The sequence below is a fragment of the Micromonospora sp. R311 genome (genome assembly GCF_056780015.1).
The window spans coordinates 22,298-46,743 of sequence record NZ_JBSWCE010000035.1 but is presented as its reverse complement, the minus strand read 5'-3'; the positions used below and the strand labels follow the sequence as shown (position 1 = coordinate 46,743).

24 protein-coding genes and 1 pseudogene are annotated in these 24,446 nt (G+C 74.2%); 16 read left to right on the top strand and 9 right to left on the bottom strand.

The genetic code is table 11. From position 1 onward, the window contains the following. Positions 1 to 190: 190 nt before the first annotated feature. Positions 191 to 1,330 (top strand): SigB/SigF/SigG family RNA polymerase sigma factor, encoded by a 1,140-nt coding sequence (locus AC1WTP_RS26340; RefSeq protein WP_481651952.1) that lies wholly within the window; start codon positions 191 to 193, stop codon positions 1,328 to 1,330. Between the two features lie 67 nt (positions 1,331 to 1,397). On the opposite strand, the gene ctaD is transcribed toward AC1WTP_RS26340, so the two are convergent. From ctaD to AC1WTP_RS26315, 5 genes are all read right to left on the bottom strand, one after another. Beyond that, positions 1,398 to 3,401 carry an aa3-type cytochrome oxidase subunit I gene (ctaD, locus tag AC1WTP_RS26335; protein ID WP_481651951.1) on the bottom strand — a complete coding sequence of 668 codons (2,004 nt, stop codon included), beginning with the start codon at positions 3,399 to 3,401 and terminating at the stop codon, positions 1,398 to 1,400. 88 nt (positions 3,402 to 3,489) lie between these two features. Continuing rightward, the gene (locus AC1WTP_RS26330) at positions 3,490 to 4,215 is read right to left on the bottom strand and encodes an ATP-binding protein (RefSeq protein WP_481651950.1); all 726 of its coding nucleotides are present in this window, start codon (positions 4,213 to 4,215) and stop codon (positions 3,490 to 3,492) included. A gap of 186 nt (positions 4,216 to 4,401) precedes the next feature. Then, the gene (locus AC1WTP_RS26325) at positions 4,402 to 4,866 is read right to left on the bottom strand and encodes a DUF4383 domain-containing protein (protein ID WP_481651949.1); all 465 of its coding nucleotides are present in this window, start codon (positions 4,864 to 4,866) and stop codon (positions 4,402 to 4,404) included. Between the two features lie 113 nt (positions 4,867 to 4,979). Continuing rightward, entirely contained in the window at positions 4,980 to 6,137 is a 1,158-nt protein-coding gene (locus tag AC1WTP_RS26320) for a glycosyltransferase (protein ID WP_481651948.1), read from the bottom strand. 67 nt (positions 6,138 to 6,204) lie between these two features. After that, positions 6,205 to 7,188 (bottom strand): glucosyl-3-phosphoglycerate synthase, encoded by a 984-nt coding sequence (locus AC1WTP_RS26315; protein ID WP_481651983.1) that lies wholly within the window; start codon positions 7,186 to 7,188, stop codon positions 6,205 to 6,207. Positions 7,189 to 7,414: 226 nt separating this feature from the next. Between AC1WTP_RS26315 and AC1WTP_RS26310 the strand changes: the two genes are divergently transcribed. The 6 genes from AC1WTP_RS26310 to AC1WTP_RS26285 all read left to right on the top strand — a co-directional run bounded on the left by AC1WTP_RS26310 (position 7,415) and on the right by AC1WTP_RS26285 (position 14,292). Further along, positions 7,415 to 8,425, top strand: a complete 1,011-nt coding sequence (locus tag AC1WTP_RS26310; RefSeq protein ID WP_481651947.1) for a Gfo/Idh/MocA family protein — start codon at positions 7,415 to 7,417, stop codon at positions 8,423 to 8,425. Continuing rightward, positions 8,418 to 9,506: a zinc-dependent alcohol dehydrogenase gene (locus tag AC1WTP_RS26305; RefSeq protein ID WP_481651946.1), complete on the top strand. Its 1,089-nt coding sequence runs from the start codon at positions 8,418 to 8,420 to the stop codon at positions 9,504 to 9,506. Before AC1WTP_RS26310 ends, AC1WTP_RS26305 begins: the two co-directional genes overlap by 8 nt. A 163-nt stretch (positions 9,507 to 9,669) precedes the next feature. Next, complete coding sequence (secA2, locus tag AC1WTP_RS26300) at positions 9,670 to 11,961, top strand: accessory Sec system translocase SecA2 (RefSeq protein WP_481651945.1); 2,292 nt, start codon at positions 9,670 to 9,672, stop codon at positions 11,959 to 11,961. A 183-nt stretch (positions 11,962 to 12,144) separates the two neighbouring features. After that, positions 12,145 to 12,885 carry a GAF and ANTAR domain-containing protein gene (locus tag AC1WTP_RS26295; RefSeq protein WP_481651944.1) on the top strand — a complete coding sequence of 247 codons (741 nt, stop codon included), beginning with the start codon at positions 12,145 to 12,147 and terminating at the stop codon, positions 12,883 to 12,885. 73 nt (positions 12,886 to 12,958) lie between these two features. After that, positions 12,959 to 13,465, top strand: coding sequence for a DUF2231 domain-containing protein (locus tag AC1WTP_RS26290; protein WP_481651943.1), 507 nt, complete (start codon positions 12,959 to 12,961; stop codon positions 13,463 to 13,465). Between the two features lie 62 nt (positions 13,466 to 13,527). Then, the gene (locus AC1WTP_RS26285; protein ID WP_481651942.1) at positions 13,528 to 14,292 is read left to right on the top strand and encodes a class I SAM-dependent methyltransferase; all 765 of its coding nucleotides are present in this window, start codon (positions 13,528 to 13,530) and stop codon (positions 14,290 to 14,292) included. A 107-nt stretch (positions 14,293 to 14,399) separates the two neighbouring features. Here the strand turns inward: AC1WTP_RS26285 and AC1WTP_RS26280 are convergent, their stop codons facing one another. After that, positions 14,400 to 15,356 carry a DUF3500 domain-containing protein gene (locus AC1WTP_RS26280; RefSeq protein WP_481651941.1) on the bottom strand — a complete coding sequence of 319 codons (957 nt, stop codon included), beginning with the start codon at positions 15,354 to 15,356 and terminating at the stop codon, positions 14,400 to 14,402. 99 nt (positions 15,357 to 15,455) lie between these two features. Beyond that, a complete protein-coding gene (locus AC1WTP_RS26275) occupies positions 15,456 to 15,821 on the bottom strand; it encodes an ankyrin repeat domain-containing protein (protein WP_481651982.1) in 366 nt (121 codons plus the stop codon). Positions 15,822 to 15,925: 104 nt separating this feature from the next. Between AC1WTP_RS26275 and AC1WTP_RS26270 the strand changes: the two genes are divergently transcribed. The 8 genes and pseudogenes from AC1WTP_RS26270 to AC1WTP_RS26235 all read left to right on the top strand — a co-directional run bounded on the left by AC1WTP_RS26270 (position 15,926) and on the right by AC1WTP_RS26235 (position 21,109). Then, positions 15,926 to 16,303, top strand: a complete 378-nt coding sequence (locus AC1WTP_RS26270) for a cupin domain-containing protein (protein WP_481651940.1) — start codon at positions 15,926 to 15,928, stop codon at positions 16,301 to 16,303. Between the two features lie 232 nt (positions 16,304 to 16,535). Beyond that, positions 16,536 to 17,021, top strand: a complete 486-nt coding sequence (locus AC1WTP_RS26265) for a rhodanese-like domain-containing protein (RefSeq protein WP_481651939.1) — start codon at positions 16,536 to 16,538, stop codon at positions 17,019 to 17,021. A gap of 21 nt (positions 17,022 to 17,042) precedes the next feature. After that, positions 17,043 to 17,210, top strand: a pseudogene (locus AC1WTP_RS26260) (winged helix-turn-helix domain-containing protein); the annotation flags it as partial. 341 nt (positions 17,211 to 17,551) lie between these two features. After that, positions 17,552 to 18,157, top strand: a complete 606-nt coding sequence (locus AC1WTP_RS26255; RefSeq protein ID WP_481651938.1) for a winged helix-turn-helix domain-containing protein — start codon at positions 17,552 to 17,554, stop codon at positions 18,155 to 18,157. A 23-nt stretch (positions 18,158 to 18,180) separates the two neighbouring features. Further along, positions 18,181 to 18,819: a nucleoside/nucleotide kinase family protein gene (locus AC1WTP_RS26250; protein WP_481651937.1), complete on the top strand. Its 639-nt coding sequence runs from the start codon at positions 18,181 to 18,183 to the stop codon at positions 18,817 to 18,819. A 233-nt stretch (positions 18,820 to 19,052) separates the two neighbouring features. Beyond that, entirely contained in the window at positions 19,053 to 19,451 is a 399-nt protein-coding gene (locus tag AC1WTP_RS26245; protein WP_481651936.1) for a TraR/DksA family transcriptional regulator, read from the top strand. A gap of 46 nt (positions 19,452 to 19,497) precedes the next feature. Then, positions 19,498 to 20,373: a DUF72 domain-containing protein gene (locus tag AC1WTP_RS26240; RefSeq protein ID WP_481651935.1), complete on the top strand. Its 876-nt coding sequence runs from the start codon at positions 19,498 to 19,500 to the stop codon at positions 20,371 to 20,373. Between the two features lie 304 nt (positions 20,374 to 20,677). Beyond that, a complete protein-coding gene (locus AC1WTP_RS26235; RefSeq protein WP_481651934.1) occupies positions 20,678 to 21,109 on the top strand; it encodes a DUF2267 domain-containing protein in 432 nt (143 codons plus the stop codon). A 58-nt stretch (positions 21,110 to 21,167) separates the two neighbouring features. Here the strand turns inward: AC1WTP_RS26235 and AC1WTP_RS26230 are convergent, their stop codons facing one another. Both AC1WTP_RS26230 and AC1WTP_RS26225 read right to left on the bottom strand, forming a co-directional pair. Beyond that, positions 21,168 to 21,965, bottom strand: coding sequence for a DUF72 domain-containing protein (locus tag AC1WTP_RS26230; RefSeq protein ID WP_481651933.1), 798 nt, complete (start codon positions 21,963 to 21,965; stop codon positions 21,168 to 21,170). Between the two features lie 8 nt (positions 21,966 to 21,973). Next, positions 21,974 to 22,726 carry a PIG-L deacetylase family protein gene (locus AC1WTP_RS26225; protein WP_481651932.1) on the bottom strand — a complete coding sequence of 251 codons (753 nt, stop codon included), beginning with the start codon at positions 22,724 to 22,726 and terminating at the stop codon, positions 21,974 to 21,976. Positions 22,727 to 22,908: 182 nt separating this feature from the next. Between AC1WTP_RS26225 and AC1WTP_RS26220 the strand changes: the two genes are divergently transcribed. Further along, positions 22,909 to 24,333 (top strand): glycoside hydrolase family 10 protein, encoded by a 1,425-nt coding sequence (locus AC1WTP_RS26220; protein ID WP_481651931.1) that lies wholly within the window; start codon positions 22,909 to 22,911, stop codon positions 24,331 to 24,333. The last annotated feature ends 113 nt before the right edge of the window (positions 24,334 to 24,446 follow it).

Below are 24,446 nucleotides of genomic sequence, written 5' to 3'. Positions count from 1 at the left end.
ACCCTGGATCCCGTGATTGAGTACCTACGGAGCGGGAACACCGCTGGCTGCGACGGCCTGATCACGCCGCGCAGTGCGGCGCCCGCTGGCACCCCAGTCACGTAACCCACTTCCGGCCCGGTGCGTGGTGCGACCACGCGCACGACCGGTTTCCCAATCCGGGCGGGGGACCTTCCTGAGGGAGGCGCGGATGTTCGGACAGACCGGCACGACCACACCACCACCCACCGATCGGGGTCTGGAGGACCTCGACGCGGCGGCGCTGGCGTACGCGGCGCGGATCGAGGGACTGCCACCGGAGCGGCGGCAGGAGGCCCGCGACGACCTGGTCCGGTTCGCCCTGCCCTTCGCGGGCCGGCTGGCCCGCCGGTACCGGGGGCGGGGGGAGCCGCTGGAGGACCTGGAGCAGGTCGCCCGGCTGGGACTGGTCAACGCGGTCGACCGGTACGACCCGGAACGGGGCTCGTTCACCGCGTACGCGGCGATCACCATCGTCGGCGAGATCAAGCGGCACTTCCGGGACCGCACCTGGGGCGTGCACGTACCCCGGCGGCTGCGCGACCTCATCCTCGAGGTCGGGCAGGCCACCGCGGCGCTGACCAGCGAGCTGTCCCGGGCGCCCACGGTCGCGGAGCTGGCCGAGCGGCTGGAGACTCCGGAGGAGGAGATCCTCGCCGCGCTGGAGTCGGCGGCCGGCTACAGCCCGGCCTCGCTCAACGCGCCGGTCGGCGGGGAGAGCTCCGCCGAGTTCGGCGACCTGGTGGGGGAGTCGGACAACGCGCTGGAATCCGTCGACGACCGGGTGACGGTGAGCGGGTTGCTGCACCGCCTGCCCTGGCGGGAGCGGCGGATCCTGGCCATGCGCTTCTACGGCAACCAGACGCAGGCCGAGATCGCGGCCCGGTTCGGCATCTCGCAGATGCACGTGTCCCGACTGCTGTCCCGGGCGCTGACCTGGCTGCGCCAGGCGATGCTCGCCGACGCGCCGCCGCCGTGGCAGAACGGCGCCGCCGAGTCGGAGGCGGGGCGTACCCGGATCTCGGTGAAGCAGAACGGCGACCGGGTGGTGGTCGAGGTCGGCGGGGAGGTCGACCGCGACGGCGCCGACCAGCTGCGCCGGGCCATGCTGGAGGCGGTCACCGGCCAGCCCGCCGAGGTGGTGGTCGACCTGGTCGGCGCGGGCGGCTTCGACGCCGGCGGGATCGCCGCGCTGATGGCCGGCCGGGAGGCCGCCGCGCGGACCGGGGTGCCGCTGCGGCTGACCCGGGTGCAGCCCGCGGTGCGCCGCTCGCTGACCGCGGCCGGCCTGGCCCCGGGTCGCGACGGCTGACCGGGCGAACACGGCACGCCCGAGGGGCCGGCGCATCCGCGCCGGCCCCTCGGCTCTGCCCGCTCAGTCAGTTCTCCCGGCTGTCGCCGGGCCCGCGCGGGTGCCGCCACTCGTCGTTGGGCTGCGGCGCCCGTTGCGCGCCGAGGTGGGTCTCCTCCGGCTCGTCGGTCTGGTCGAAGCTGGGCCGGCGCACCCCGCCGGGCTCCGGCACGTCCACCGGCCGGGCGCCGGACTGCGGGGCCGGCTGGTAGTCGGCCGCCTCCCGCGCGCCGTGCGCGCCCTCGGCGGCCGGCGACTCGGGCAGGTGCTCCTCCCGGCGCAACTCCTCGCGGAACTCCTGCGGCGGCTTCGTGGCGCGCTGCGGCAGGTCCCGGCCGAGGTCGGCGACGAGCGGCCCGTACTTGGCGTCGAAGGCGGGGCGCTCGGAGCGGATCCGGGGCATCCGGTCGAAGTTGCGCAGCGGGGGCGGGCAGGTGGTGGCCCACTCCAGCGAGTTGCCGAAGCCCCACGGGTCGTCCACCGTCACCATCGCGCCGTACCGCCAGGACTTCCACGCGTTCCAGATGAAGAAGAGGGTGGAGGCGCCGAGCACGAACGCGGAGATGCTGGAGAAGGTGTTCAGCGCGGTGAACCCGTCGGTCGGCAGGTAGTCGGCGTACCGGCGGGGGAAACCCTCGTTGCCCAACCAGTGCTGCACCAGGAAGGTGCCGTGGAAGCCGAGGAACATGGTCCAGAAGTGCGCCTTGCCGAGCCGGTCGTCGAGCAGCCGGCCGGTCATCTTCGGCCACCAGAAGTAGAAGCCGCCGAAGAGCGCGAAGACCACGGTGCCGAAGAGGACATAGTGGAAGTGCCCCACCACGAAGTAGGTGTCGTGGGTGTGGAAGTCCGCCGGCGGGCTGGCCAGCAGCACTCCGGTGAGCCCGCCGAGCAGGAACGTCACCAGGAAGCCGATCGCGAACAGCATCGGCGTCTCGAAGGTGAGCTGCCCCTTCCACATGGTGCCGATCCAGTTGAAGAACTTCACCCCGGTCGGCACCGCGATCAGGTAGCTCAGGATGCTGAAGAACGGCAGCAGCACCTGCCCGGTGGCGAACATGTGGTGCGCCCACACGGTCATCGAGAGCACGGTGATCGCGATGGTGGCGAGCACCAGACCCGTGTAGCCGAAGATCGGCTTACGGGCGAAGACCGGGATGATCTCGGTGATGATGCCGAAGAACGGCAGCGCGATGATGTAGACCTCGGGGTGGCCGAAGAACCAGAACAGGTGCTGCCAGAGCATCGGCCCGCCGGTCGCCGGGTCGTAGACGTGGGCGTTGAGCAGCCGGTCCGCCGTCAGCGCCAGCAGCGCCGCGGCGAGCAGCGGGAACACCAGGATGACCAGCACGCTGGTGAAGAGCATGTTCCAGGTGAAGATCGGCATCCGGAACATCGTCATGCCGGGGGCGCGCAGGGTCAGGATCGTGGTGATCAGGTTGACCGCGCCGAGGATGGTGCCCAGCCCGGAGATCACCAGGCCCATCACCCACATGTTGGCGCCGACCCCGGGGGAGTGTTCGACGCTGCTCAGCGGCGTGTACGCGGTCCAGCCGAAGTCGGCGGAGCCGCCCGGGGTGAGGAAGCCACCGACCACCATCACCCCGCCGAAGAGGTAGAGCCAGTAGGCGAGGGCGTTGAGCCGGGGGAACGACACGTCGGGGGCGCCGATCTGGATCGGCACGATGTAGTTGGCGAACCCGAACGCCGCCGGGGTGGCGAAGAGCAGCAGCATGACCGCGCCGTGCGAGGTGAACAGCTGGTTGTACTGCTCGGAGGAGAGGAGCTGCAGGCCCGGTCGGGCCAGCTCGGCCCGCATCAGCATCGCCTGGAAGCCGGCTACGACGAAGAAGCCGAACGAGGTGAGCAGGTAGAGCAGGCCGATCTGCTTGTGGTCGGTGGTGGCCAGGAACCGGATCAGCTTGCCGCCCGGCAGCGGCGTGCGTAGCGGCCCGGGATAGCCGCCGAAGCGGGCCGGGGCCAGGATGGCCGGGCCCCGGTCGCGTCCGGGTTCCGTGGTGACCCGTCTGGGCATTGACTCTTCACCCCGCCATGACGACAAAAGGACGGGCGCGGCTACCCGCCCCTCCGCCCATGTAACCAGGCGAAGCCGGTAAATACGGTCAATTCGCGGGCAGGGTGGCCCAGACGACCTTGCCCTCGCCGGCCGGCACGCTGCCCCAGCGCTGCGTCAGCTCGCGCACCAGCAGCAGTCCCCGGCCGCCCTCCGCGCGCAGGTCCGGGGCGCCGGGCCGGGCCGCGTCCCGGCTGCCGTCGACCACGGCCAGGTGCAGCCAGGGCCGGCGCAGGGTGAGGGTGACCTGCATGGGGGTGCCGGCGTGCCGGACCACGTTGCCGACCAGTTCGCTGAGCACCACCGAGGCCGGGCTAAGCGCCTCCGGCAGGTTCCACCGCGCGCAGGCGTCGGCGACCAGTTCCCGGGCCCGCCGGCAGGCCTCCGCCGCCGGTTCCAACCGGGCCCGCAGCCGGGGGGCCGCGGCGGCGCCGGCGGCGCGGGCCGCCTCGGCGCGGTCTCGGCGCACCGGCACCACCCGGCAGGTGGTCGACTCCGCCAGCCAGGCGGCGGCCTCGGGCGGCGGTGCGCAGAGCACCAGCGGCACGGCCGGCCAGTCGGCGGCCTGCCGGGCCGCGGCGGCGAAGACGGACAGCGCGAGCCGGTCGTGGACCGTGACGTCGGCGAGGTCGACCACCAGCGCGTCGGGCTGGGTGGCCAGGCAGCGGTCCAGCACCGTGTGCACCGGGCGCATGGTGGCCAGGTCGAGGTCGCCGGCGAGCCGGACGACGGTCGGCGACCCGTCGCGCACCTCGCAGCTGATCCGGCTCGACATCTTCGCCCTCGCTCCAGTCTCGTCCGCAGGACTGCGAACTACCCGGGCAGGGGCGGAGTCAAACGGGACCGGCCGCCGGCGCGACGACCGTCACCGGCGGACCCGGTGGAGGCGCCGTCACCGGGGACGACCACCGCCGGCGGCCGGCCCGCTGACGAGCGTCAGCGGCGGGCGAGGCCAGGGGCGTCAGCGGCGGGCGCGGCCGCGGGTGGTCAGCAGCCCCAGCGCGATCATGCCGACGCCGAGGAAGAGGTGCAGCCAGTCGCCCGCGTCGTTGACCGGGATGAAGTTCGCTCCGCTGTCGTGGTCGACCACCAGGCCGTAGAGCCAGAGCACCAGGTAGATCGCGCCGCCGCCGATCAGGTAGGCCCGGGCGCCGGTGATGGTACGGGCCAGGGCCAGCCCGACCAGCCCGGACAGCAGGTGCACGAGGTTGTGCAGCACCGAGACCTGGAACACGCCGAGCAGCTTCGCCTCCGACTGGTGGCCGGCGAACCCCAGGTCGCCGTAGTTGGCGGTGATGCCCGGGACGAACCCGAGCAGGCCGACGAGGACGAGGACCCATGACACGCTGGTGGCGGCCCGGCGTACCGCGGCCTTGCCGTCGGCCGGGTTGTGGCGGGCGCGCGCGTGCGCCATCGGACCGGTCACCGCGGTCTCTCTCCTGATCGACGATGCTGAGCCCTGCCCGGCTACCCGGCCGCGGTGCCGGCAAACGCACCGGCCGGGCCCCGCGGCGCGGGACCCGGCCGGTCGTACGCCGGTCAGACGGGTTGCAGGCGGCGGGCCGCGGTGAGCTGGCGGACCTGGTCGTAGAGGCGCACGTACGCCTGCGCCATCACCGCCGGGGTGAACCGGGTCGCCGCCTCGCGCCGGCACTCGCCCGGTTCGAGCAGGCTGGCCGCCAGCAGCAGCTCACCCAGCTCCTCCTCGTCGGTGGTGAGCAGCCCGGTGCGGCCGTGCTCGACCAGCTCCGGCAGGCAGCCCCGGGCGGTCGCCACCACCGGGGTGCCGAGCGCGAGCGACTCGACCACCGCCGTGCCGCCGGGCTCCTCCCAGCGCAGCGGGAACAGCGTGGCCCGGGCGCCGGCCAGCAGGTCGTCCCGGGCCTGCCCGGCCACCGTGCCGACCCAGCGGACCAGGTCGCCGTCCACGTGCGGGGCCACCTCGTCCAGGAAGAACCGGACGTCCGGGTTCTGCCGGGCCTCGTCGCCGGCCGCGGCCAGGTCCTCCGGCCGGTGGTACGGGCCGACCGGGCCGGCCAGCACCAGCGGCACGCCGACCCGGCGGGCGAGCCGGGCGCCCAGGTCCTGCCCCTTGCCCGGGTTGATCCGGCCGAGGATGAGCGCGTAGTCGCCCTTCTCCGGCGCGGGCCGGCGGTCGGCGTCGACGGCCAGCGGGGTGGCCAGGTGCACGTGCCCGACCGCGTGCGCCCGCAACGCCTCGGGCGCCCGGGCCAGCTGGGAGGCGGAGACGCCGTTGACCCGGACCCGGTCGCCGCCGTCGAGATTGCCGTAGAGCGCCGGGTGCTTGGCCAGGTCCCAGTGCAGCGTGTGCAGCGCCGGCGGGGCGTCCGGGCCCATCGCGGCGAGCGTGGCGAGCCCGACCGCCTCCACGTGGTCGTGCACCAGGTCGATGTCGTCGCGCGAGCGCAGCGCCTGGACCACCCCGCCCAGGTGCGCCTGGGCGACGCCGCAGACCTGGTTGTACGGCCGTTGCAGCTGCGAGAACTGCCCGTCGGGGAAGACCGAGATCAACTCGTTGACCGGCAGGGTGCTGGTCTCGACCGAGGCGAGCACCACCCGGACGCCCAGCCGGCGCAGCTCCGGGACCAGGGTCGCGATCACGTTCTCGATCCCGCCGTAGCCGGGGGGCGGCACGGACAGCCACGGCCCGGCGTTCATCAGCACGGTGAGACTCATCGGGCCGGCCCCCGTCCCGTGTCCGGGCCGGCGGTCGCCGTCGCCGCCGGGCCGGCCGGTCGGGGCGTCACGCCGCCGCCACCCGTCGACGGGGCACCCGGTGCCGCAGCTGGGCCAGCGGCGGGCGCTCCTCGATGGAGACGTCGCTGACCACGATCTCCCGCTCCAGGTTCGGCAGCGCCTCCGAGCCGCCCCGGCGGAACTGGGTCAGCAGGGCGGCGGGCATCGCGCCGGGAACGGCCCAGCCGCGCCGCTGCAGCCGCGACCACGCGGTCAGCAGGATCTGGGCCGACATCCGCCCCAGCGCCGCGGTGTCCTGGTGGCGGTGCTTGCGCTCGCCGAGGTCGACCTGGGCCAGCGCGTCCAGCCCGACCAGCTCCAGCAGGTCGATGAGCATCGCCGTCTCGACCCCGTAGCCGGAGACGAACGGCACCTGCTCCAGCACCTCCCGCCGGCCGGCGTACTCGCCGGCGAGCGGCTGCACGAAGCCGGCCAGCTCGGGCCAGAACAGGTTCAGCACCGGCCGGGCCAGCAGCTCGGTCACCCGCCCGCCGCCGTCGGCCTCCACGCCGGCCGTGCCGACCAGCGGGCGATGGTAGAACCCCTTGACGAACTCCACCGACGGGTCGGTCAGCAGCGGGCCGATCAGCCCGCTCACGAAGTGCGGACGGAACTCCCGCAGGTCGGCGTCGATGAACGCCACCACGTCCCCCTCGGCGGCGGCGAGCCCGGCCCAGAGCGCGTCGCCCTTGCCGGTCAGCCGGGGCAGTCCCCGGGTCATCTCGTCCTGGCTGACCACCTCGGCGCCGGCGGCCCGGGCCACCTGGGCGGTGCGGTCGGTCGACCGGGAATCGACCACGATCAGCTCGTCGACCAGCGGCACCCGGTGCACCAGGTGCTCCCGGATGGTCGAGACGATCGCGCCGACGGTGGCCTCCTCGTTGTGGGCCGGCAGCACCACGCTGACCCGGGTGTCACCCTTCGCGCGCAGCAGCAGCCGCGCCGGCCAGTCGGCCGCCGACGTAGTCCGGTAGGTGGCCCACGCCTCCACCACCGGCGATACCGCCGATTCCGTTTTCCGCACAGGCACCCCCTGATTGAGGCGGAAAAATCCAACCTTGGTTTTCCCACTTCCCACCACGCGCTAACCGGATCATCCCTGACAGCCTGATCACGAAGGCGACACCGACGGGTTCCCGGGCGGTGAACGTTTGATTGCGCCCACCCGGGGGGAGTGCTGTGGACGGAACGTGAACCGCGGGGCGGGAGGGGCTTGGATGCGCACGTGCCGGGTGGGACTGGTGGGAGCCGGCGGGGTGGCCCAACGCCACGCCCGGGTGCTGAGCGGATTCACCGACGTCGAGCTGCTCGGGGTGACCGACGTGGCGCCGTCGGCCGCGGCGGAACTGGCCGCCGGATACGACGCGGGGAGCTTCGCCGACGTCGAGGAGCTGCTCGCCGCCGGGCCGGACGCGGTCTACGTCTGCGTCCCGCCGTTCGCGCACGGCCCGGCGGAGGAGGCGGTGATCGCCGCCGGGGTGCCGATGTTCGTCGAGAAGCCGGTCGCGGTCGACCTGGCCACCGCCGAGCGGATCGCCGGGCTGGTCGCCCGGCGCGGCCTGCTCACCGCGGTCGGGCACCACTGGCGTTACCTCCCGGTGGTGGAGCAGGCCCGCCAGCTGCTGGCCGACCGGCCGGTGCGGATGGTGGCCGGGGCGTGGCTGGACAAGGTCCCGCCGGTCGCCTGGTGGTCGCAGCGGGACCGCTCCGGCGGACCGGTGGTCGAGCAGGCCGCGCACGTGCTGGACCTGATCCGGGTGCTGGCCGGCGAGGTGAGCGAGGTGACCGCGTACGCCGACGGGACGCCGCCCCCGGTGGACGGGGCGGACATCGACTCGGTCACCACCGCCGCGCTGCGCTTCGCCAGCGGCGCGGTCGGCACGCTCACCGCCGCCTGCGTCCTCGGCTGGAAGCACCGGGCCGGGCTGGAGATCCTCGCCGACGGGCTGGCCCTGGCGCTGACCGAGGACGGCCTGGTCGTCCGGGACGGCGACGGGGAGCGGCGGATCCCGGCCGAACCGGACGCCGCGCGGGTCGCCGTCGACCGGGCCTTCGTCGACGCGGTGCGCGGCGTCGGCGACGACGTCCGGGTCCCGTACGCCGAGGCGCTCGGCACCCAGCGGCTGGCCCTCGCGGTGGCCGACTCCGCCCGCACCGGAGCGCCGGTGCGGCTGGCCACGCCGGCCATCCCGGCGACCCTGACCACGGGGGTGACGGTCGATGCGTGACAGGGTCGTGGTGGTGCCCGGTCCCGGCCGGGTGGAGCTGGTCGAGCAGGACGCCGCCGAACTGCGCCCGGGTACCTTCCGGGTCCGGACGCGCTACAGCGGGGTCTCCGCCGGCACCGAGCTGAGCTACGTCAAGGGCACCAACCCGTACCTCAACGTCACCTGGAACGCCGACCTCGGGCTGTTCCAGCCGGGCGCGGCGAGCACGCCGTACCCGGTCACCCGGCTGGGCTACATGCAGGTGGCCGAGGTGGTGGAGAGCGCCACCCCGGCGGTCCGGGTGGGCGCCGTCGGCGCGATGACCTACGGCCACCGCACCGGGCACGTCGCCGACCCGCTCGCCGAGCGGTTCGTCCCGATCCCCGACGACCTGGACCCGGTGCTCGGCGTCTACGTCGCGCACATGGGACCGATCTGCGCCAACGGGCTGCTGCACGCCGCCGCCGACCTGCACGGCACCGACGTGCGCGGGCTCGGCGACGGGGTCCGCGGGCGCCGGGTGGCGGTGGTCGGCAGCGGGGTGGTCGCCCTGCTCACCGCCCTGTTCGCCCGCCGGCACGGCGCCGCGTCGGTGGTGGTGCTCGACCCGACCCCGCAGCGCCGGGAGGTCGCCGCGGCGCTCGGGCTGGAGACCCTCGACCCGGAGGCCGACGACCCGGCGGTGGTGCTCAAGACCCGCTGGGCGCACACGGCCGGCGACCGGGGCGCCGACGTGGTGTTCCAGTGCCGGGGCCAGGCCTGGGCGCTGCACCTGGCGCTGCGCCTGCTCCGCCCGCAGGGCACCGTGATCGACCTGGCCTTCTACCAGGCCGGCGCGGACGAGGTGCGGCTCGGCGAGGAGTTCCACCACAACGGGCTGTCGCTGCGCTGTGCGCAGATCGGCCGGGTGCCCCGCGGGCTCGCCCCCACCTGGGACCGGGAGCGGCTCTCCGCCGAGACGATCGACCTGCTGCGCGCGTACGGGGATCTGATCCGCAAGCACCTGGTCTCGGCGGTGGTGCCGTTCGAGGAGGCGCCCGCGCTGCTCACCGCCCTCGCCGAGCGCCGCCGCCAGGAACTCCAGGTGGTGCTGGCCGGCTGACCGTCGACCGCTCCCCACCGCGATCTTGCAGTTTTCGGCCCTCGTTGTGCGGCATTTGTGGCATTCGCCGGGGCGTCGAGTGCAAGATCGCGGGAATCGGGCGGCGCGCCCCGCGGCCGGGCGGGCCGCCCAAGGTCGGCCGGGTCGCGTACCGTTGCCGCTCATGGGTGTGTCGCAACGGTTGAAGACCAGGTTCCGCCGGTTCCTCCAGCGCCCGGGGACGACGGTTGACCTGGGGCCGCTGGAGAAGCTGCTGCCGGCCATCGAGGCCCGCGAGGAGGAGCTGTCGGCGCTCGACGACGTCGAGCTGACCGAGGCCGCCGGCAAGGCGGAGGGCTACGAGGAGATCTGCGCGATCGGCCGCGAGGCCGCCCGCCGCGGCCTCGACCAGCGGCCGTACGACGTCCAGCTGCTCGGCGCGATGGCGCTGCTCTCCGGCAAGGTCGCCGAGATGGCCACCGGTGAGGGCAAGACGCTCACCGCGGCGATCGCCGCGTACGGGCACGTCCGGGTGGGCAACGGCCCGGTGCACGTGCTCACCGTCAACGACTACCTGGCCCGCCGCGACGCCCAGTGGATGGAGCCGGTCTACACCCTGCTCGGGCTGAGCGTGGGCTGGGTCAACGAGGCGTCCACCCCGCAGGAGCGCCGCGACGCGTACGCCTGCGACGTCACCTACATCTCGGTCAGCGAGGCCGGCTTCGACTACCTGCGCGACCAGTTGGTCACCGACCTGGCCGACCGGGTGCAGCCGGCGCTGCGCACCGCGATCGTCGACGAGGCCGACTCGATCCTGATCGACGAGGCCCGGGTGCCGATGGTCCTCGCCGGCGCGGTGCCCGGCGAGCAGGATCCGGTGCACACCGCCGCTGCCCTGGTGCGCGGCCTGCGCAAGGGCAAGCACTACACGGTGGCCGAGGACGGCCGCAGCGTCGCCTTCACCTCGGCCGGCCTGGCCGCCGTCGAGGCCAAGCTCGGCATCGACCTGTACGACGAGGAGCACGTCGAGCAGCTCTCCGCGGTCAACGTGGCGCTGCACGCGCACGCCCTGCTGCACCGCGACGTGGACTACATCGTCCGGGACGGCTCGGTCGAGCTGATCGACGAGATGCGCGGCCGGGTGGCCCAGCGTCGCCGCTGGCCGGACGGGCTCCAGGCGGCGGTGGAGGCCAAGGAGGGCCTGGACGCCACCGCCGAGGGCGAGGTGCTGGGCACCATCGCCGTGCAGGCGTACATCGCGCTCTACCCGAAGGTGTGCGGCATGACCGCGACCGCGGTGCTGGTCGGCGACCAGCTGCGCGAGTTCTTCGGCCTGGAGGTCGCGGTGATCCCGCCGAACACCCCCTGCATCCGCGAGGACGAGCCCGACCGGATCTACGCCACCCGCGCCGAGAAGGAGGAGGCGCTGATCGACGAGATCAAGCGCAACCACGAGCGCGGCCGGCCGGTGCTGGTCGGCACCCTCGACGTCAAGGAGTCCGAGGGGCTGGCCGCCGGCCTCAACGCCGCCGGGGTGCCCTGCGTGGTGCTCAACGCCAAGAACGACGACGAGGAGGCGGCGATCATCGCCGAGGCCGGCGCGTACGCCGCGGTGACCGTCTCCACCCAGATGGCCGGCCGGGGCGTGGACATCCGGCTCGGCGGCAGCGACCAGGCCGACCGGGACCGGGTGGCCGAGCTCGACGGCCTCTACGTGATCGGCAGCGGCCGGCACGACAGCCGCCGGGTCGACGACCAGCTGCGCGGCCGGGCCGGCCGGCAGGGCGACCCGGGCGGCTCGGTCTTCTTCGTCAGCCTCGAGGACGACCTGGTGGTCCGGCACGCCGGCGACACCGTCCCGGCGTCGCCGCGGATGAACGCCGACGGCCTGGTCACCGACGAGCAGGTGGACTACGCCGTGGAGCACGCCCAGCGGGTCGCCGAGGGGGTCAACCACGAGATCCACCGCAACACCTGGCGCTACAGCGTGGTGATCGAGCAGCAGCGCAAGGCGCTCGCCGAACGGCGCGAGCGGCTGCTGACCACCGACGTGGCGGCGCTGATGCTGCTGGACAAGGTGCCGGAGAAGGCCGGCGAGATGGACGAGGATCTGCTCGCCCGGGTCGCCCGGTCGATCGCCCTCTACCACCTCGACCGGCTCTGGGCCGAGCACCTGGCCGAGCTCTCCGAGGTCCGCGAGGGCGTGCACCTGCGCGCGCTGGGTCGGCTCGACCCGCTGGACGAGTTCCACCGCGCGGCCGTGCCGGCGTTCAACGCGCTGGTCCCGGAGATCGAGGCGCGGACCATCGCCACCTTCACCGAGACCGAGTTCGACGAGGACTGGGAGCCGGACGCGTCGAAGCTGGTCCGGCCGAGCGCCACCTGGACGTACCTGGTGCACGACAACCCGTTCGGCTCCGAGCTCGACCGGTTGATCGCCTCGGTCGGCCGGCGGCTCAGCGCCGCCTCCCGCTGAGGAGAGGGGGCCTCGTCCGGCGCGTTCAGACGCCTCGCCAGAGGCCCCCATTTACGCCGTTTCGACCCGTGTTCGCCCGGGTAGTAGCCCGGGGCTGACGAGTCGGGAGATCAAGAGGATGACACGGGTGATGGCAGCACCGGCTGGGCACACGCGGACGGGGGCGGCAGGGGCTGTGAACCGGTGAACCTGGACACGCGGGCGCCGGCGGTCGAGACGCTGGGGGTGCTGGAGACCGCCGCGCTGCTGCGGGAACTGACCGCCGGGCTGATCGCCGTGGACGACTTCGACGAGGCCCTCGCGGCCCTGGTCCGGATCGCCCGGGACGCGGTGGCCGGGGTCACCTGGTGTGGCTTCACCACGCTGCGGGCCGGCGAGCCGGCCGGGGTGGCGGCCTCCGACGCCCGGCTGGCCGGCCTGGACGACCTGCGGCACGGCCCGGACACCCCGGCGATGGAAGCCATCCGGCGCCGGGAAATGATCCGCTCCGAGCACCTGGGCCGCGAGCGGCGCTGGCCGACCTGGACGGCCCGGGCGCGTGACCTCGGGGTGCACGGGGTGATCTCCGCCCCGGTCGACGTCGACGAGCAGGTGATCGGCGCGATCAACCTCTACGCCGGGGCCTCGGACGCGCTCACCACCGGCCATCAGCTCACCGCGATGCTGCTGGCCGAGCACGCCGGCCTGCTGCTGGCCGCGGTCCGGGACCGGGCCCGGCAGGCGGCGCTGGCCGGCGAGCGGGACGCCTCGCTGCTGGGCGACGGGGTGGTCGGGCAGGCGATCGGGGTGATCATGACGCAGCGCGGCTGCCCGGCGCCGGAGGCGCTGCAGGTGCTGCGCACCGCCGCCTCGTCGCTCTCCATCCCGCTGCGCGAGGTGGCCGAGCGGCTGGTCAGCACGGTCTCCCGGCAACGGAGCGGCTGAGCGCGTCGTTTCACCCGGTTGGTGCCCGGGTAGCACCCTTGGTTCATGGATTGAGCCGACCAGGGGAGGACCGATGCAGAGCCGGCTGCGGGTGCAGGGACACCCGATCCAACCGATGCTGGTGACGTTCCCCTACGGGCTCTTCGTCAGCGCGACCGTCTTCGACCTCACCGACGTCGTCGGCGGCCCGGCCTTCCTCGGTGAGGTGGGCTACTGGTCGGCGGTCGCCGCACTGGTGGCCGCCGGTCTGACCGCGGTCGCCGGCATGATCGACCTGTGGGACGTGCCGGGTGACCGGACCCGCCGGACCGCGATCACCTTCCACCTGGTCAACACGGCGATGGCCGGGCTGTTCCTGATCGGCTGCCTGATCCGCGCGGACGCCCCGCAGCGGGGCGCCTCGGTGGTGCTGCTGGTGACCGAGGTGGTCGCGCTCGCCGTGGGCGGGATGGGGGTACGCCTCGGCGCCCGGCTGATGCGCCGGTTCGACGCCGGCCGGCGGGCCGAGGCGACCACGTTCGACGCGCTCGGTGGCGGGGTGCCCGGCTCCACCGCGGAGATCGTCCGCCCGCGCCCCTGACCCGGGCGCCGGCGGCGGCAATTGCGTTGCCGGCGGGCGGACCGGCCGGACAGGCTGGCCGGATGAGCACCGACCCGAGCTTCGACGAACTGCTCGCCGAGGGGACCGCCGCCCCGGTCGAGGGCTGGGCCTTCGACTGGCTGGCCGGCCGGGCCACCGAGGAACGCCCGCCGTGGGGGTACGCCCGCCTGGTGGCCGCCCGGATGGCGGCCGTGGACGCGGCCCTGGACGTGGACACCGGTGGCGGCGAGGTGCTGGCCGAGCTGCCTCAGCCACCCCGGCTGCTGGTGGCCACCGAAGGCTGGCCGCCGAACGTGCCGGTGGCCCGGCGCACGCTGCGCACGGTCGGCGCGACCGTCGTCGCGGTCACACCGGACGCCCCGCTGCCGTTCCGGGACGGCGCCTTCGACCTGGTGGTCAGCCGGCATCCGGTGCGCACCGACTGGGCCGAGACGGCCCGGGTGCTGCGCCCCGGCGGCACGTACCTGTCCCAGCAGATCGGGCCCGGCACGGTCCGCGAGCTCAGCGAGGCGGTCCTCGGGCCGCTGCCGCCGCCCGCCGCCCGCCACCCGGAGCGGGCGGTGGCCGCGGCCCGGGCGGCCGGCCTGACGGTGGTGGACCTGCGCCAGGCCACCCTGCGTACGGTCTTCCACGACGTCGCCGCGGTGGTCTGGTTCCTGCGCAAGGTGGTCTGGACCGTCCCGGGCTTCACCGTCGAGCGCTACCGACCCCAGCTGGCCCGCCTCCACCACCGCATCCGCGCCGAGGGCCCGTTCGTCGCGCACGCCCGCCGCTTCCTCATCGAAGCCCACAAACCCACCTCCTGACCCCGCGCCATGACCCAGTTGATCATGAGGTTGGCGGCACCGGCGGAGATCGACATCGCCGTCAACCTCATGATCAACCCGTTCGGGGGCGGGGCTGGGCGGGTGGGTCAGGGGGTGGGGTGGGAGTGGGTGTGGTGGGCGGCCAGGGCGTCGGTGCCGAAGTCGCTGGCCGGGCGGCGCAGCACGGTGTGCGCGTGGTTGCCGTCGTCGGTGGTGTTGTCGTACTCGATCAGCAGGTCGTCGCCCTGCACCCGGTAGTAGTGGCGCTGACCCGGTCGGGTGGGGCCGGCCCAGGCGAAGTGCAGCTGCCCGCCGGCGAGCCGGCGGGCCTCGCGGACGGCCAGCTCGGGCGGGAGCCGGTCCAGGTAGAGCGCGACCAGCTGGTCCAGCAGCGCCCGGGCGGTCGGCCCGAGCCGGTCGGCCGGTACGCCCAGCGGCACCAGCGGCGCGTCCACCCGGGGGCGGGTGGCGCTGATGATGTCCCCGGGCGCCTCGTCGGCGATGATCGCGGCGGCCCGCCCGGCCGGGTCGAGGGCGTCCAGCAGGGCCCGGGCGAGATCCTCCTCGACGCCGAGCGGCCGGGTCACCGGGCGGCCCGCGTACCGCACGGCCGCCGGATTGGCGCCGAGGAAGATCGGCGCGGGGGAGACCTGGTCGTCCACCACCGTCATGCTCACCGAGAGGTGGTGCCCCTCCACCCGCCACGCCCAGCGGTCGTCCCGGGCCGGGTCGCCGAAGACGGCCACCCAGTAGTCGTCGCGGTGCCGGCCGCGGCGCCAGCCCTCGGCCCGGTCCAGCACCTCCTCCAGCGCGACGATCGTCATCGCCTGCGCGTACGCGGTCGGGCTCAGCGCGGTGGCGAGCAGCCGGTGCGTGGCCTTGCGTCCGGCCGGGTCGAGGTCGGCGAGGCTGACCCCGGGCCGGGGGCGGGGCCGGTACTCCACCCAGCGCCGGGCGGCGTCGTCGTCGAACCGGTGGGTCGCGCGGGCGCAGGCCGGCTCGTCGAGCGCGGCGAGCAGCGCCGTGCCGGCGGCGCGCATCTGTTCGGGCAGGGGATCCTCCACCGCCTCTGTATACCGGCCCCGCGCCGGTCCCGCCGGGGCTCGGCCGCACCCGGCCGCCGGGGACGACCCCGGCTCCTGGCCCGGCCCTCGGGCGGGGCGTCAGGCCCCGGTCGGGCCGCCACCCGGGCGGAGCAGCGCGAGCATCGGGTGCAGGTCGAAGAAGCGGGCGGTGTCCACCGCGGACGGGTTGCCGTGGTCCGGGTCGGCGCCGGCGGCGAGCAGCGCGCGCACCGTCTCCGTACTGCTGCGGAAGACCGCCGCGGCGAGCGCGGTCTGGCCCCGGTCGTTGGTCCGGGAGTGGTCGGCGCCCCGGTTCAGCAGCGCGGCGACGGTCGCCGGGTGGGCGTGGTAGGCCGCGAGGATCAGCAGCGTGTCGCCCTTGTCGTTGGTCAGGTTGACCGGCAGGCCCGCGTCGACGTAGCCGGCCAGCTCCTCGGTGGCGCCGTCCCGGGCCAGGTCGAACATCCGGTGCGCGAACGCCAGCGTCTCGGCGTCGAGTTCCTCGCTCACCGGTCCAGGTTAGTCGGACCCCGCCTGGTAGGTTGCTCGCCCGGCGAGCGGGGAGGGGCATGGACGAGCAGGTGTACGTGGGCAACGCGGGCGTCGACGGCGCCACCAACGCCGGCTGGCTGCTCGGCCACTTCATGCCGCCGGGCGACGTGCGGCACAGCACCGACGTCGAGGTGAAGTGGGGCGTGCACCCGGCCGGTGAGGCCCGCTCCCGGTGGGCTACCGGGGAGCGGCGGACGGCGCTGCTGGTGCTGGTCAGTGGACGGTTCCGGGTGGAGCTGCCGGATCGGACGGTGGTGCTCGGCGAGCCCGGCGACTACGTGCTGTGGGGGCGCGGGGTGGACCATTCCTGGTACGCCGAGCGGGAGTCGGTCGTGCTGACCGTGCGCTGGCCCTCGGTCCCCGGCTACCGGGTGGCGCCACCGGTCCGCCGCTGAGCCCGGTCGGGTGCGGTTCCCGGTCCCGGCACGTGGGGCAACCTACTAGACCTGTAGCGGTCAGCATCCACGTGTACCGTCCCGCGCTACGCCGGATGACCCGCCACCGGCTCGCCGCCGGCCGCCTCGTGATCGCGGAGCTGGCCGAGGCGGGCGTCGCGGGGCGAGCCGCCCGCGGCCCGCGACCGCGATCCGCGCTCCGCACCGTCAGCAACCACCGGAGGGAACGACAATGCCGCAGACCGACCCGGCCGGGTGTGCCACGCCGCCACCCGGCTCCCGGGGCATCGACGAGATCCTGGCCGCCGCCCGGGCCCGGCTCGACCGGCTCGACCCCGAGCAGGCACACCTGGCCCACCGCGCCGGTGCGCTGCTGGTCGACATCCGCCCGGCCGCCCAGCGGGCCGCGTACGGCACCGTGCCGGGCGCGCTGGCCGTCGAGCGGAACGTGCTGGAGTGGCGGTTCGACCCGCGCTGCCCGGCCCGGTTGCCGGAGGCGACCGGCTACCACCTGCGGGTGCTGGTCCTCTGCCAGGAGGGCTACACCTCCTCGCTGGCCGCCGCCGCCCTGCAGGAGCTCGGGCTGCACCGCGCCACCGACGTGGTCGGGGGTTTCGCCGCCTGGCGGATCGCCGGTCTGCCGGTCCTCGGTCCCACGGCGCCGCCCCGCCCGTCCCCGCTCGCGCCCCCGGTGACCGCCGGGCCGGCGCCGTCCTGACCGGCACGCCGCGGCCGCCACCGGGTGTGCACCCTCCTGCGGTTGCCCGGCGCCGTGTGGGGCTACCGGCACGCGGTGGCCCGCACGGTCGACGCGCACGTGCGCCGGCGGCGCGCCAAGCCCGGCGCGCGTACGCCCGTGACCACGGTCTACGGCGGCGGCTACCGGCTCGCCGACGAGGCCCGCATGGAGGATCGACCACTCCCGCTGACCGGCATGTCCCACCGTCGGGACCGCCGCCGTCCATCTGGGAGCGCGCCCGACGACGTGAAGCCCGCTCGCTTGCCACGGTACGTGGCGACTCGCGGCGAATGTGAACCGGGCGGGCACCCCCCGTATCGGGTCAACTTGGCGACTCTGCTGTAATCATCAGGCTTCGTACGCAGAGCGAGCATCCGGCTCCGATGTGTTCGTCAATTGTCACATTCATGCAACGCAGCCGCCCCTTGACCCTCGCACGGGCGCCGGGAAGCATCGATGAAGCGGCGTCCCGGGCCGTGGGGAGATACCCGGACCAGCCAAGGAGGACCATGTCGGTCAGCCCCGCTTCGTCGCGCGCCGGATGGCATACGTCCCAGCCGGCTGTTCCCGGTCGACCCCCCGGCGGCCAGCGCCGCCCCGCCAACACCGCGGCGCCGATGCTCACCGTGACCTTGAACATCCCGCTGGCCTGTGAGGAGTCGCTGACCCCACCGGCCCGCCGGCTGCTCGAGGCGGCCCGGGAGATGCTCGAACGCGGGGAGGGCACGATCACCGCCGCCACCACCGTGGAGCGCCGCCCCGACCCGGTGCCGGCCGGCCGGTCGCCGGCCCGGCCGCTCGCCCCCACGATCCCCACCCTGCACATCCTCGCCTCCTCGCGGTCGGTGCTGCGCGACGGCGAGCCGCTGCCGCTGACCCGGCTCGAGTTCGACCTGCTGCTGCACCTGGTGGCCCACCCCCGGCGGGTGTTCACCCGGCTGCAACTGCTCAACGCGGTCTGGGGCTACGAGCACGCCGGAGTGCGTACGGTCGACGTGCACGTGCGCCGGCTGCGCGGCAAGGTCGGCGTGGACGTCCCGCTGGTCACCACGGTCTACGGGGTCGGCTACCGGCTCGCCGACGACGCCCGGGTCACCATCGACCGCAGCGGCTGACCGGCCGGGGCATGATGGGTCGGGTGCGCGTCCGTCCCATCTCACCCGAGCGACTCGTGACCGAGCTGGCCGACCTGCTCGCCGCCGGCGACCCGGCGGGCCGGCTGCGGGTGGCCGTCGACGGTGCCCCGGCGGCCGGCCCCGACGAGCTGGCCGCCGCGCTGGTCGACCCGCTGCGCGCGCTGGGCCGCCCGGTGCTGCACGTACGCGCCGCCGACTTCCTGCGCCCCGCCTCGGTGCGGCTGGAGCACGGCCGGACCAACCCGGACGCCTACTACGAGGGATGGGTCGACGAGGCGGGGCTGCGCCGCGAGGTGCTCGACCCGGCCGGCCCGGGCGGTTCCGGCCGGGTGCTGCCGTCGCTCTGGGACGCCCGCACCGACCGGGCCAGCCGGGCCGGGTACGTCGAGCTGCCGCCCGGCGGGGTGGTCCTGGTCAGCGGCGCGCTGCTGCTCGGCGGGGGGCTGCCGTTCGACCGCACCGTCCACCTGGAGCTCTCCCCGGCCGCGCTGTCCCGGCGCACCGACCCGGCGCGGCGGTGGACGCTGCCCGCCTTCACCCGGTACGCCGAGGAGGTCGCCCCGGCCAGCTTCGCCGACGTGGTGGTCCGGGTCGACGACCCGCGCCACCCGGCCCTGGTGGAACCGGCGCCGTCCGCCTGACCGGCCCGGAACGCCTGACCGGCCCGGAACGCCTGCCTCGGCGGCCCGGGCGCCCGCCCGAGCGGCCCGGCACGCCCCGCGACACCGGGAAAATCGGCGGTTTGGTCCATCGGGCGGGTGGGTATTCGCCCGGCTCACAGAGCACGGGTGATCGCCCGCGCGAGACGGACCGTTGCCGGGGCAGACCGCACCGGCGCCCCGACGGAACCACGAGGCCAGAAAGGCAGGCAGCGATGCTCGTCCACGACACGGTCGACACGGGCCGATCCCAGGCGGAGATCGACCAGATCCGGCGCTCCCTGCAGGCCCGCTATGACGAGCTGTCCGCGGAGTACGAGCAGGCGGTGCTGCAGAGCCAGGTGCTGCGGCTGGTGGAGGTCGGTGACACGGCCGGCGACGACCAGGCCGACAGCGGCACCAAGACGGCCGAGCGGGACACCGCGCAGTCCCTGCTGCGGACCATCCTCGACCGCCGCGCCCAGTACGAGCACGCGCTGGCCCGGCTTGAGGAGGGCACCTACGGCTTCTGCGAGGGGTGCTCCGCGGCGATCCCCGTCGAGCGGCTGGAGATCTTCCCGTCCGCCACCACCTGCGTGGCGTGCAAGCAGAACCGGGAGCGGCGGGCCGCCTGAGCATCCAGCGGTTGCCGGTCGGTCCGCGGCGCGGTGGACTCCACCCATGGGTGACATCAAGGTGGGCACCGCGTCCTGGACCGACCGGACGCTGTTGGATTCCGGCTGGTACCCGCAGACCGCCGACACGCCGGAGAAGCGGCTGGCCTACTACGCCCGGCAGTTTCCGCTGGTCGAGGTGGACGCCACCTACTACTCGCCGCCCGCCGAACGGACCGCGCGGCTGTGGGCGGAGCGCACCCCGGCCGGCTTCACCTTCAACGTCAAGGCGTTCAGCCTGCTCACCGGGCACCCGACGAAGGCGTCCGCGCTCTACAAGGACCTGCGTCCGGAGACCGACAAGCGCAACCTCTACCCGGACGACCTGCCGCCGCAGGCGTACGAGGAGGTCTGGACGCGGTTCCTCAGCGCGCTGGACCCGCTGGTCGAGGTGGGCAAGCTCGGCGCGCTGCTGTTCCAGTTCCCGCCCTGGTTCACCATCAAGCGGGACAACAAGCAGTACCTGCTCGAAGTGGAGCGCCGCTGCGCCCCGCTGCGGCCGGTCTTCGAGTTCCGGCACGCCTCCTGGTTCGACGGGGCCAACGCCGACGAGACCCTGGCCTTCCTGCGCCAGCACCGGCTGGCGTACGTCTGCGTGGACATGCCGCAGGGGCACCGCTCGTCGGTGCCCCCGGTGCTGGCCGCCACCGCGGACCTCGCGGTGGTGCGTTTCCACGGCCACAGCGACAAATGGACCAGCAAGGACATCCACGAGAAGTTCGGCTACCGCTACTCGGACCGGGAGCTGAAGGACTGGGCGCCGAAGCTCCGCGAGCTGGCCGACTCCACCGGGCAGACCCACGTGCTGATGAACAACTGCTACCGGGACTACGCCCAGACCAACGCGGCCACCCTGGTCGGGTTGCTCGGCACGGGCGTCTGACCCCCGGCTCATCCGGACCGGGTGACGTGCTCTCACCCCTTTCCCGAGCAGCATGGACGGTGCGTGCGGTCGACTCCCGGAGCCGGCCGCGGAACCGACACCACGGAGGTGCTCGAGATGACGGTTCGGGTGGTACCGGGTCGACGACGCGGCGCCGTGCTGCACGTCGTCGGGGCGTCCGGCGACGCCCGGCGGGTGCCGCCGGCCGGCCGGGTCAGCCCGACCCGACAGCCGCGCGGCCCGGTCGGGCCGCCGCGACGCGATGACGACCGACGGTGGGAGACCGACGTACGGGGGTGGAGAGATGGCTGAGCAGCTGCAGTCGGCAATCGATTCCTCGATGGAGAAGACCAATCTGATCCTCAAGGACATCGAGAAGGCCTACGGCTGGCCGAAGGAGCAACGCAACCAGTCCTACTGCGCGCTGCGTACGGTGCTGCACCTGCTGCGGGACCGGATGCCGGTGCAGGAGAGCGTGGAGTTCGCCGCGCAGTTGCCGGTGGTGGTGCGCGGGATCTACTTCGACGGCTGGAAGCCGATGGACGTGCCGGTCAAGCTGAACCGGGACGACTTCCTGCTGGAGGTCCGGCAACGCTTCCAGTACGACATCGAGGGCGGCATCGAGAACCTGGTGCAGGTGGTGCTGAACTCCCTGCGCCAGCACGTGACGACCCAGGGGCAGTGGGACGACGTGCGGGACCAGATGCCCAAGGACATGGCCCGGATGATTCCGTGACCGCTGCGATCGACGGCCCGCCCCACCACCGGTGGGAGCGGGCCTTCGTCGGGCCGGGTCAGCCTCCGGCCTCCGGCGGGCTTTCCGGGCCGCCCGCACCGTCCGCCGACGGAACGCGGCTCACCCGCCGGCTGGCCCGCCCGGCCAGCGCGGCGAACGCCACCGCGTCCTCGATCGCCGCCCCGCCGGGGTCGTTGTTGAAGTAGACGTACGCCGGTTCCCCGTCGGCGAAGGCGCCGGCCAACCGGCGTACCCAGGAGGCCAGTGCGGCGCGCCCGTAGCGGGGCCAGGGTCGGGCGCGCCCCTCGTGCAGCCGCAGGTAGCCGAAGTCGGTGGTGCGCCACAGCGGGGCGACCGGCCGGCCGCGCCGGTCGGCCCAGACCAGCGCCGCCCGCCGGCGCTCCAGCACGGCCCGGGTGGTGTCGGTCCACCACGACCGGTGGCGCGGCTCGACCGCCACCCGCACGTCGGCCGGGAAGAGCGCCAGCGTGGCGTCCAGGGCGGCCGGGTCGGCCGGCAGGTTCGGCGGCAGTTGCAGCAGCACCGGGCCGAGGCGGTCGCCGAGCGCGGTGGCCCGGGACAGGAACCTCGCCACCGGCTCGGCCGGCTCGCGCAGCCGCTTGATGTGGGTCAGGTAGCGGCTCATCTTCACCGCGACGCAGAAGTCGTCCGGGGTGCGGTCCCGCCAGGCGGCGAAGGTGTCCCGTTCCGGCAGCCGGTAGAAGGCGTTGTTGACCTCCACCGTGGCGAACCGGGCGGCGAAGTGCTCCAGCCAGAGCCGTTGGGGCAGGTCGGCCGGGTAGAACCGGCCCCGCCAGTCGCGGTACTGCCACCCGGAGGTGCCGAGCAGGATCATCGGCCGGTCTACCAGAGGTCGAAGCGGAACACCTCGAAGGCGACGCCGTAGCGCACCCCGAGCCGGGTGCCGGTCGGCCGGCCGAGCCCCTCCAGGAACTCCTCGGCGTCGAAGCTGCCGTCGCCCAGCCCGGTCAGGTACGCCTCGTGCGCCCGCAGCGAGGCCACGCCCTGCGCGAACGTCGCGGTCACGTCGACCCCGTGCGCGGCGCGGGGGGAGGCGGCGGCCCAGACCTGCCGCACCCCGGTCCACGGCTCGACGCCGTCGGCCAGTTGCTCCGGGAAGATCCACCGGTTGCCGGCGTCGCGTACCGCGTCCAGCACCGCCCGACCGGTGGCGATGTGGTCGGCCTGGTTCAGCGCGTACGTGCCGTCCCAGGTGTCGCGGAAGTTGGTGGTGATCACGATCTCGGGCCGGTGTCGGCGCACCACCTCGGCGATCGCCCGGCGCAGCGGAACGCCGTACTCCAGGACGCCGTCGGGCAGCCCGAGGAACTCCACCGTGTCCACCCCGACCAGCGCGGCCGAGGCGCGCTGCTCCTGCTCGCGCACCTGCCGGGCCCGCTCCGGCGGCATCCCGTCGATGCCCGCCTCGCCGCTGGTGACCAGGCAGTAGGCGATCTGCTTGCCCTGCCCGGTCCAGCGGGCGATCGCCGCCGCCGCGCCGAACTCCAGGTCGTCGGGGTGGGCCACCACCGCCAGCGCGCGCTGCCAGTCCTCGGTCACCGGTTCCAGCGGGGCCACCGCGGTCGGCTCGGTCATCGACACCTCCTGCTCGCGTCCGCCCGCCCCATCCTGCCACCGCGACCGGTGCCGCGCCGTCCGGCGCGACGGCGGCGCGGTTGACGGGAGGCGGCCGTGGGTGCCAGCATGTGGAAGCGCTCCCATCGACCGACGTCGTAACTTCGCCGCCCTCGGGCGGCCCGACGAAGGACAGGGACCGCATGCACCCGCACCGTCTCCGTACCCGGCCGGCCCTGCTGGCCGGGGCCCTCGCCCTCGCCACGGTGGTCGCCGTCGGCCTCGGCGTCCCCCGGCCCCAGGCCGCCGACGCGGCCACCAGCCTGAAGACCCTCGCCGACGCCAAGGGCCGGGACATCGGCGTCGCCATCGACCCGAACCGGCTGACCGAGGCCGCCTACCGGCAGATCGCCGACGCCGAGTTCAACCTGGTGGTCGCCGAGAACGCGATGAAGTGGGACGCCACCGAGCCCAACCGCGGGCAGTTCACCTTCACCCAGGGCGACGCGGTCGCCGGCTACGCCGCCGCCGGCGGCAAGCGGCTCTACGGCCACACCCTGGTCTGGCACTCCCAGCTGCCCGGCTGGGTCGGCGGCCTGTCCGCGACCGACCTGCTCGCCGCGATGCGCAACCACATCGCCGAGGTGGCCGGCCACTACCGCGGCAAGGTGGTCGCCTGGGACGTGGTCAACGAGGCGTTCGCCGACGGCGGCTCCGGCGGGCGCCGGGACAGCGTCTTCCAGCAGCGCCTCGGCGACGGCTGGATCGAGGAGGCGTTCCGGGCCGCCCGGGCCGCCGACCCGACGGCCAAGCTCTGCATCAACGACTACAGCACCGACGGCGTGAACGCGAAGAGCACCGCGATCTGGAACCTGGTCCGCGACTTCAAGGCCCGCGGCGTGCCGATCGACTGCGTCGGCTTCCAGGCGCACCTGATCGTCGGGCAGGTCCCCGGCGACCTGCAGAGCAACCTGCAGCGCTTCGCCGACCTCGGGGTGGACGTCCGGATCACCGAGCTGGACATCCGGATGCCCACCCCGCCGAGCGCGGCCAACCTCGCCACCCAGGCCGCCGACTACCGCAAGGTGGTCAGCGCCTGCCTCGCGGTGACCCGGTGCGCGGGCGTCACCACCTGGGGCATCACCGACCGCTACTCGTGGATCCCCGACGTCTTCCCCGGCCAGGGCGCCGCGCTGATCTGGGACGAGAACTACGCGCCGAAGCCGGCGTACCAGGCGGTGGCCGAGGCGCTCGGCGGCGGCGTCACGCCGACCCCGACCACGCCGACCCCGACGCCCACCACCCCACCCCCGGGCGGCTGCACGGTGAGCTACGTGCCGAACACCTGGAACACCGGCTTCACCGCCGAGGTGCGGGTACGCAACGACGCCGCCGCGGCCAGCGGCTGGACCGTCGGCTTCACCTTCGGCGCCGACCAGCGGATCACCAACGCCTGGAACGCCACCGTCACCCAGTCCGGCGCCCAGGTGACCGCGCGCAACGCCAGCTGGAACGGCACCGTCCCCATCGGCGGCACGGTCAGCTTCGGTTTCCAGGGCACCCACGGCGGGGCCAACCCGACGCCCACCGGTTTCACCTTCAACGGCTCCGCCTGCCGGACGGGCTGACCGCGAACCGCCCCTGCCGGCCGCGCCGGGCGTCTACCGTGTGGTTAGAGAAGATCCAGCGTGGGGTACCACCCGCTGCACGACGGACCCCGGCGCACGGCGGGGCGGCAGAC